General features: G+C 58.8%; 4 protein-coding genes and 4 pseudogenes. 4 read left to right on the top strand and 4 right to left on the bottom strand.

The annotated features are described in order from the left end of the window. A pseudogene (locus tag NF876_RS31965) lies at nt 1–692 on the top strand (IS701 family transposase); the annotation flags it as partial. Nucleotides 693–746: 54 nt separating this feature from the next. On the opposite strand, the pseudogene NF876_RS31960 reads toward NF876_RS31965, so the two are convergent. From NF876_RS31960 to NF876_RS31945, 4 genes and pseudogenes are all read right to left on the bottom strand, one after another. After that, nucleotides 747–1,659 (bottom strand): annotated as a pseudogene (locus tag NF876_RS31960) (LLM class flavin-dependent oxidoreductase); the annotation flags it as partial. A gap of 3 nt (nt 1,660–1,662) precedes the next feature. Then, nucleotides 1,663–2,432: pseudogene (locus NF876_RS31955) on the bottom strand (IS5 family transposase). 128 nt (nt 2,433–2,560) lie between these two features. Then, nucleotides 2,561–3,099, bottom strand: a pseudogene (locus NF876_RS31950) (nuclear transport factor 2 family protein). A gap of 687 nt (nt 3,100–3,786) precedes the next feature. Continuing rightward, nucleotides 3,787–4,479 (bottom strand): nitrogen fixation protein NifQ, encoded by a 693-nt coding sequence (locus NF876_RS31945; RefSeq protein ID WP_170316113.1) that lies wholly within the window; start codon nt 4,477–4,479, stop codon nt 3,787–3,789. A gap of 437 nt (nt 4,480–4,916) precedes the next feature. On the opposite strand from NF876_RS31945, the gene NF876_RS31940 reads away from it, so the two are divergent. Genes NF876_RS31940 through nifS form a run of 3 tightly spaced genes read left to right on the top strand, consistent with a single transcriptional unit; the run spans nt 4,917 to nt 7,459 of the window. Then, on the top strand, nt 4,917–5,237 hold the full coding sequence (locus NF876_RS31940) for an iron-sulfur cluster assembly accessory protein (protein ID WP_210806968.1): 321 nt from the start codon (nt 4,917–4,919) through the stop codon (nt 5,235–5,237). Nucleotides 5,238–5,261: 24 nt separating this feature from the next. After that, nucleotides 5,262–6,266: a Fe-S cluster assembly protein NifU gene (gene nifU / locus NF876_RS31935; protein WP_210806928.1), complete on the top strand. Its 1,005-nt coding sequence runs from the start codon at nt 5,262–5,264 to the stop codon at nt 6,264–6,266. Further along, entirely contained in the window at nt 6,263–7,459 is a 1,197-nt protein-coding gene (gene nifS, locus NF876_RS31930; protein WP_210806930.1) for a cysteine desulfurase NifS, read from the top strand. Before nifU ends, nifS begins: the two co-directional genes overlap by 4 nt. Nucleotides 7,460–7,526: the final 67 nt, after the last annotated feature.

Genomic DNA, 7,526 nt, shown 5'->3' with positions numbered 1-7,526 from the left:
CGCGGCTGCGGCTCGATGCGGCTCTCTACGAGCCGGCCCCATGGCGCCGGCCGGGGACGGCGGGCCGGCCGCGCACCAAAGGCGCTCGCATGCCGACCCTGTCTGAGGTGCTGAAGCGGACGAGCACCCGCTGGCGCCGCGTCACAGTGCCGGGCTGGTATGGCGACGGAGACCGTGTGATCGAATTCTGCTCTGCGACCGCGGTGTGGTGCCATAGCGGAAAGCCCGTCGTGCCGATCCGCTGGGTGCTGCTGCGCGATCCGCTCAGGCGCTTCTCGCCCCAGGCGTTGCTGTGCACCGATCCGAAGCGCGACCCGCTGCCGATCATCCGCTGGTTCATCCTGCGCTGGCAGCTCGAGGTCACCTTCCAGGAGGCGCGCGCCCATCTGGGCGTGGAGACCCAGCGGCAATGGTCGGGCCGTGCTGTCGCCCGCACGACGCCCTGCTTGTTCGGCCTATTCTCGATCATAACCCTTCTGGCGACCCAACTCGGTCAGCGCACCCGCACGGCTGTTTGGACCGACAGCTGGTACCGCAAGTCTCATCCGACGTTTGCGGATACTCTGGCTGCGGTGCGGGAGAACATCTGGCGCGAAACGGGTTTACTCACGTCCCGGCGCCGGCGCAAAATGCCAAAACCCTCACGCGCGCTTCAGCGATGCTTGCTATACGCACTTCGCCATGCCGCCTGATTGGCCAAACTCGAGCTTACATCGAGCAACAAAATTGTTCAACAGTCTCTCAGTTCAATCTGTGGCAAAGGTGCTCCCATGTCCGATAGATTTATTGACTGCGGGGATGATCTTATCTCCCCAGAGTTTGATCTGTTGTAGCATAGTCATCTGATTGAAATCTCCCAGCTGGGTCGGAATTGTAATCTGGGCTTTAGGATGTCCATCTCTTCCAGAAGGCGATCGATCACTCGGTTCACACTTCCGATCGGCAGGTTCGCGCGCATGACCCCAAAGGACATGTCCTGTTGCGCCGGCGTTTCCTGCAGCACATAACCATCCTGATTCTGCTGGCGGCGCTGATGCCGTGCTCCAGACAGTCGGCGTTGGAAGCGTGCGTTATCGAGATAGCTCGTGATCTCCGCGTCATTATCGCTGGCATAGCAGCAGCGAAAAAGCGATATCTTGGAGTCAGTGATGTTCTTTCCCTCGCAAGCCGCCGCTTCCTCGATATTTTTCGCAGGGTGCTTAAGCTCTCCGAGCCGTTGTGGAATGCCGTGACGAATAGATGGTGTCCCTCACGATAAGCCCGGCTCATGCTGCGCCCGGACGCGGTGGCGATTCAAATCGGCGAGGTCGGCTTCTGGATAGTGCGCAGCGAAATCGCCGCCAGAGGTAACTTCTCGTATTTGCCATTGTGCTCGAATACCTTCTGCTGCAAACCCTTGAGAGGGATGTCCAAGTATTCCAAGAATACGGCTCGCGCTTCATCAACATTGACGCCAAACCGCTCAAACTCGAACTGCTGGTATTCAGAACCGACGCCGAGCTCAAGGCGGCCGCTCGAAACAATATCGGCAAAGCCAATTTCGGAGAGAAGGCACTGCGGTTGATAAAGCGGCAGCACGCAGACGGCGGTGCCGAGGCGAATAGTGTTCGTCACTCCGGCACAGTGGGCCATCATCATTAATGGTGACGGAACTACGGCCTGTTAGTTCTTGAGCCAGTCGATTGCTGCGGCGAGGCAGAGCACGCCCATGAAGGATGAGGCGGTCTTCTCGTAGCGCGTTGCAACAGCCCGCCACTCTTTCAATCTGGCCCAGAGCCGCTCGACAACATTGCGATTGTTGTAAACCCTGTCCGGACAGGCGACCGGCGCCTCATTCGGCTTGGCCGGGATCGCTGGTCTCGCACCGAGGCTCCAGATGTACTCGCGGAAGCTGTGACTGGAAGAGCCACGATCGGCCAGCCCCAGTTCGGTCCCCAGGCAGAGAGGCGAGCAGCGGAATGGCGTCAGGCAGCTCGTGCGCGTGACCCGGGGCAAGGCGAAACGCGATAGCGCGTCCGAGACCATCGGCGATCACGCAAGCCTTGGTGCCATCGCCGCCACGAGAGCGACCAAGGGCTTCACGCTCGTCTCGTTGAGCTTGAGAGCCCCTTGTCGACGCGCTCCCGCGGCCTTCTGGTGCGCGCGCACGCTGGTGCCGTCGAGGAAGGTCATGCCAAGCTGGATGCCGCGCTCCTGCACCAGGTTGAGCAAACGCTCCCAGACGCCCAGGCGCGCCCAGCGGATGAAGGTCTGAGCGGCCCGCCACCATGGACCCAGTTCAGCGGGGAACGCCCGCCACTGAGCACCATTCTCATGCCGCCAGAGAATGTGGCATCCAGTGTCCGGCGCAGATCCCGCGGTGGGGTCTTGCCCTTCGGACGGCACTGTTCCACCAAAGGCTCCAGCATCGCCCATTGTGCGTCCGTCAGCATGGCTCCTCCTCAGACAGGACGAGCAAAACGCCTCCAAGTGCAAAGGGTTCAAGTTATAACAGGCCGTAAATACACGGTTACTATAGGAAGTATAGCGTTCAAGCATTACATTCATATGAAGTACACTCTCATATCTCCGAAGAAGTGCAGGCTTTCTTGAGCACGTAGATCAGGTCTTCTGGATGCGATGCTCCGATTGGCCGCCGGGGTCCGAACCGCTCCGACTCGGAGGCCGCTGGCGGGGTCTGGTCCTCGACCCAATCGTAGACGACAGTACGTTCCGCAATCCGCCATTCCCCTGCCCTCTTCTGAAATAAGTCGCAGTAGCGTCCGCAGAGAAGCACTTGATGTATGGCGCCGGCCTCGTCCAGTCCGCGTTGTAGCGCGGTGAAATAGCTCTCGACCGCAGCCGCTGCCGGGCCGATGAACTCAATCAGGATGTTCGCGATCTGGTGGGCGTTCCGCGGTCTGGTCTTGAAGGCACCGATCGCAAACTGGATCAAGTCCATGGCGGAGCCAGAATGAGCACCGTGATTGTCATGGGATCGGGCCAATACGAGCTACGCAGCGTGGCCTCGTCGGCGCGATCTATTCCACGGCAGTACCAATAGAGGCAGTCGCGGATCCCCTCCTGGTCAAGTAGTTCAGTAATCCTTGCTTCGTTCATTGGCTCTCTCGCGAATGCTGAGGTTGGCTTGGAACAGGCGTTCTCGGACCTCTGGTCCGCTGCAACGATCTCGAACGGGTCGACGCTTGCAGCTGAACTAGCAGCGAAGTTCGGCTGCTGGTGGCGCGCGGTGTGGCGCATCTCGATACTGGAGTGGAAGACGCCACTGCCCTGCTCAACGGGGAATATGGCAGAATTGATGACGCCCACCTCCCTCGTCTGTGTGCGGGCACATCGCGCCGACCTGTTACTTCAGGCCTCTATTCAGCTACAGGTGCCTCTGACTGAGTTCTCAGTTGCTAAGGTAGGCGAGCCGCCGTACAATCGTTCAGCAACTTCTCGAATCCCTGCGTGCGGCTTTACGACCTCGGGCATCGCTCTGGTGGTGGGTGCCTTGCGTTGCTTGGCCTGTTTGAGCGTCGGGCCGCGCGCTTGCGGAGGAAGCTCGACTGCAACGACCGATCGGGCCCGACTACCTTTGAGCTGTGGTCGATTAATGTGAGCATCGTCTGGGCCGTCTCCGCCCCCGACGCGAACTTGACTGGAACGTTTGTTGCGTGCTCGCCCGCGGTTTCGGCTGCGATGAATATCCCGTCTTCCGAAACACGCCGCCGCGGAAAATGCCTGTGGACTTCAGTTAGTTGTGGTTAATATCCGGCGGCCATGCACCGCTGACGGAAGCCACTCCTAATCCAAGCCGAGCCTGCCCTTGGACCGTATGAGCGGGCCTTCGCCTTCCTCTGAGCCGAAGCAGTTGTCGAAGTCTTTGCACTCCCGGCAACTGGTTGCGAGGCATGTCGAGAAACCTTCAGCCTCGCAGAGCCTGCGGTAAAAGTACTTCTTCCATTTCATGTTTTTGGCGTTTCCTGCCGCCAACATCGGGAAATGCGTCGCAAGCAAACGGCTGAGCTCAGCCCGGTTAAAGAGGCCGAGGTTCTGCCAGAGATGGTCATTGCGCAGCGCCCGCCGGGCGATGATCTTGGCGAAGCGGGCGCTTACCCGGCTGCCCGGTCTGGCATGCGCCAACAGGAGGTCGCGCAGTAGTCCTTCCTCGATATCCGGTTCCCGGTCTTTCTCCTCTTCTAAGGCGAAGGCGTTGACAGGGACAGCGGGGAAGTTGCGGCACAGGACATTACGCAACTCGGCAAGCGAGAGGCCCGTAGCCTCTGTCGCAGTCGCCTCACCGACATTGATCTCTTCAAGCGCGAGAGAGAGGACACAGGCAAGCACATGCTGGTCGAATTTCGTCTCCAAATCGATCGGCCGTTCGTCGATACTGCGTGATTGTGAGTGTCGTCGCTCATCGGACCAACAGGACATTCGGAGCCCACGAGGGATGCCTGTTCCCGATCGAACGCGGTTTTGACGCAGACCTGACATGTTTCTTCCCTTCCAGTGGTTCACCGAGCCGTGGCACTTCGACCGGTAGCTACCAGCTGCCCTAGGACGGGAGAGCTTCAAAACTCATGCCAACTGCGCCGCACCCTCTCTAGAAGTAATTTCTCCATCCTGGTCAACGGCTTGAGCGACGGGCAGGAACTCGGGCCGAACATCACCATGCCGCGAATGCGACAAACCTGACAGGAAATGTCGACGGCTTGGCGCCTCCCCCGGAGCGGCCGACAAGATTGCTCCACGGCAGCAATGCAACTCACCGGGATCCAACCGCGCTGAGTGTGGTCCGATATTCGACAATGTCCGACAGGCGACATGGCAGTGTTGCAGCCAACACATTGTTCTGGAATGCATTTTCCTTTCTGGCACAGGACATGCATGGTTCCCCGCAAATGCGTCGCAGAGTGAGGAGAGGACGTCCAATGATCACGCTCACCGACAATGCTGTCGCCGCTGTGAGGACTGCGCTTCATCGATCCGCCGAACCGGTCGAGGGCTTGCGCATCATGGTTCAAGCCGGCGGCTGCGCCGGCTTCAAATACCTAATGGGCCTGGACAGTGTCGTGCACGAGGGCGATGCGATCATCGAAAGAGATGGGATCAAGGTTTTCATCGACGTACGCTCCCAACCCCTTGTGGCCGGCATGATCGTCGATTTCATCACGGAACTCGATTCCTCCGGCTTTGTCTTCGACAATCCCAACGCACGAGAGAAGTGCGGCTGCGGTAAATCCTTTGGCTGATCGCGTGAAACAGGGAGTAGGGTCATGTGGGACTACAGTGACCAGGTGAAGGAACACTTCTTCAACCCAAGGAATGCCGGCGTTCTGGAAACAGCCAATGCTGTCGGCGAGGCTGGCGCCATCTCTTGCGGCGATGCGCTTAGGTTGATGATCCACATTGATCCACTGACGGAGACGATCACTGACGCGAAATTTCAGACGTTCGGCTGCGGCTCCGCGATTGCCTCCTCGTCGGCGCTCACCGAACTCATCATCGGAAAAACCGTCGACGAAGTGCTCCGGATCACTAATCAGGACATAGTTGACTTTCTCGGTGGCCTTCCGCTGGAGAAGATGCATTGCTCAGTGATGGGTTACGAGGCACTGCAGGCTGCAATCAGTAATTTTCGTGGCGAGCAATGGGTCAATGACCATGACGAAAGCGCGCTGGTTTGCAAATGCTTCGGTGTCGACGAAACGATAATTGAACGGGCCGTCCGCATCAACAGGCTCACCACCATCGAGCAGATCTCTCACTACACAAAGGCGGGTGGCGGCTGCAGCACGTGCTTAGAATCCGTTGAGGAAGTGCTTGTCCGAATCAATGCAGCGATGGCGGCTGAAGGCCTCATTACGGCAGAACAGGCTTATGTTGTTGGCGCGACGGATATCCGCGCACTCAACAACGAGGCGAGGGCGAGCACACAATCGGAACCGGTGGTCGCATCCGGTAAGACGCCGAGAATATCGCCACTCAGAACAGCTCGCTTTCCAGCGAAACCGGGAGCTGCCAGCCATCGATTGACGCCTCTGCAGCGAATTCGCTTGATAGAAGACGCTGTCGAGGGCGTGCGCTCTCACCTGAAGGCCGACGGCGGGGATTGCGAGCTTGTGGATGTCGACGGCGACCAGGTCTACGTCCGACTCTCCGGCCGATGCGCCGACTGTCAGATCGCCTCGGCTACTATCAACAGCATGCGCCAGAAACTTCATGAGGCGACTGGGCTCGCGCTTTGCGTCATTCCTGTCAGCAGGGGATCCCACCCATGAGGCCTATCTATCTCGACAATAACGCGACGACCCGAGTCGATCCTGAAGTCGTCCAAGCGATGCTACCGTTATTTACGGATCAATTCGGCAATCCTTCGTCGATACACGATTTCGGTGCCTCCGTGGGTGCGGCGGTGAAGAAGGCACGCCTGCAATTGCAAGCGCTGATCGGTGCGGAGTTTGACCATGAGATCACCTTCACCTCAGGTGGGACGGAAAGTGACAATGCAGCGATTCTTTCGGCGCTTGAGGTGATGCCTCACCGCACGGAGATCGTGACCTCCGCGGTCGAACACCCAGCCGTGCTGACGCTATGTGCGCATCTTGAGAAGACGCGTGGCATCAAGGTGCACACTATCCCAGTGGATCGCCATGGCAGGCTAGACCTTGATGCCTACCGGGCCGCTCTCACCCCGCATGTGGCAATCGTCTCGATCATGTGGGCGAACAACGAAACCGGTACTATCTTCCCCGTGGCCGAGCTTGCTGATTTAGCTAAGGAAGTTGGCGCGCTTTTTCATACCGACGCGGTGCAGGCGGTCGGCAAGCTCCCGATGGACGTGAAGTCTGTCGCAATTGATATGTTGTCGCTGTCCGGCCACAAGGTGCACGGTCCAAAAGGGATTGGCGCACTTTATGTCAGGCGGGGTGTGCGCTTCCGCTCACTAGTGAAAGGAGGACACCAGGAACGCGACCGGCGTGCGGGCACTGAGAACACTGCCGGCATAGTCGGGTTTGGCAAGGCGGCCGAACTCGCCTTGAAATTTATGGACGATCAGAACACACGGGTAAAGTCGCTCCGCGACCGTCTGGAGAAAGGACTTCTCCAGCGCATCCCAAACGCTTTCGTTAACGGCGACCTGCTGGAGCGGCTGCCGAATACTGCAAACATCGCCTTCGAGTATATCGAAGGAGAGGGCATACTACTTCTCCTCAGTCGCGAAGGTATTGCCTGCTCCTCAGGCTCAGCCTGCTCGTCTGGCTCGCTGGAGCCGAGCCATGTCCTCAGGGCGATGAACGTCCCCTTTACCGCGGCACACGGTGCAATCCGCTTCTCCTTCTCGCGCGACAACAGCGAGGACGATGTCGACCGGGTACTGGAGGTAATGCCCGGAATCGTGGAGAAGTTGCGTGATCTTTCGCCGTTCGGGGGACGTAGAGACGAAGTTTCAAGGAACTTTGATCCGGTCTAGGCCGGAGGTGTAGAAGAGCCGATAGCAGGTCATGAGATGTCCGGTCTTTCTCAGACGATATGCCCCT

The organism is Microvirga yunnanensis (genome assembly GCF_025460875.1).
The sequence above is the reverse complement of the archived record's forward strand: the minus strand, read 5'-3'. Positions and strand labels throughout refer to the sequence as shown.

Coding starts and splice junctions, on each gene's coding strand:
- NF876_RS31945 (WP_170316113.1), bottom strand. CDS start 4,479: ATGTCAGGTCTGCGTCAAAACCGCGTTCGATCGGGAACAGGCATCCCT.
- NF876_RS31940 (WP_210806968.1), top strand. CDS start 4,917: ATGATCACGCTCACCGACAATGCTGTCGCCGCTGTGAGGACTGCGCTT.
- nifU (WP_210806928.1), top strand. CDS start 5,262: ATGTGGGACTACAGTGACCAGGTGAAGGAACACTTCTTCAACCCAAGG.
- nifS (WP_210806930.1), top strand. CDS start 6,263: ATGAGGCCTATCTATCTCGACAATAACGCGACGACCCGAGTCGATCCT.